This window comes from Candidatus Clostridium eludens (assembly GCF_045310515.1).
In the GTDB taxonomy this organism is placed as follows: Bacteria; Bacillota; Clostridia; order Clostridiales; family Clostridiaceae; genus Clostridium_B; species Clostridium_B eludens.
In genome coordinates this window covers 1-899 of record NZ_JBJHZX010000134.1, presented here as the reverse complement: position 1 = coordinate 899, position 899 = coordinate 1, and the positions used below count along the sequence as shown (strand labels likewise).

The 899-nt window shown below is 30.6% G+C and carries 1 pseudogene; it reads left to right on the top strand.

Features of this window, described 5'->3' with window-relative positions:
* A pseudogene (locus tag ACJDU8_RS25545) lies at positions 1–275 on the top strand (iron-containing alcohol dehydrogenase); the annotation flags it as partial.
* Positions 276–899: the final 624 nt, after the last annotated feature.

Here is an 899-nt window from a genome sequence, read left to right as displayed (position 1 = left end):
CAAAAAGATATAGAGAAGTAGCAGAATTTTTGGGATTACCTGCTTCAACAGTAAAAGAAGGAGTAACAAGTCTTATATGTGCAGTAAATGTACTTAAGAAAGAAACTAATACTCCTATGAACATAAAAGAAGCTGGAGTAAGCAGAGAAGACTTTATGGCTAAGGTAGACTTCATGGGAGGAATTGCACTACAAGACAGATGTACACCTAACAATCCAAGAGTTCCTACTAAGGAAGACTTAGTTGCAGTATTTAAAGAAGCTTATGGTGACTAGAATATAATTATTAATTAATGGGTATGATGGTGCATAGAACAGGAGAGGCTATGTGGCTATATGGAGCGGAAAAGCTAAAAGGCGTAAAAATTACAAGTTTTAAATATAAGTTATTAATTATTTAATTTAGATGTTTAAAGTAGTACCTGATAAGAACAATATAAATACACTTAAAAATGTAAAAATTATTATAAAAAACTGAAGAGATTTGTGTTGTATATTGGCCATGCTCCTGTTCCTAGCACTAGACCCTATGTTTATATACATACATGAATAAGTATTGTATGAAAAAACATCCTTTTATAGCATAGTTTTACAATTAGAGGCTTTTAAAAGGATGTTTTACATGGGGTAGGGCTTAGTGTGAAAACTTATAGGAAACAATGGCAGCAAAAGATGGTTAAAATTTATATACAATAATTAATGTTATTAATATTATTTGAAAGGGAGAATGAAAATGGAGATAATGGATAAAGACTTACAGTCAATACAAGAAGTAAGAACTCTTATTGCAAAAGCAAAGAAAGCTCAAGCAGAATTTAAAAACTTTTCTCAAGAAGCTGTAAACAAAGTAATAGAAAAAATAGCTAAGGCTACAGAAGTAGAAGCTATAAAACTTGCAAA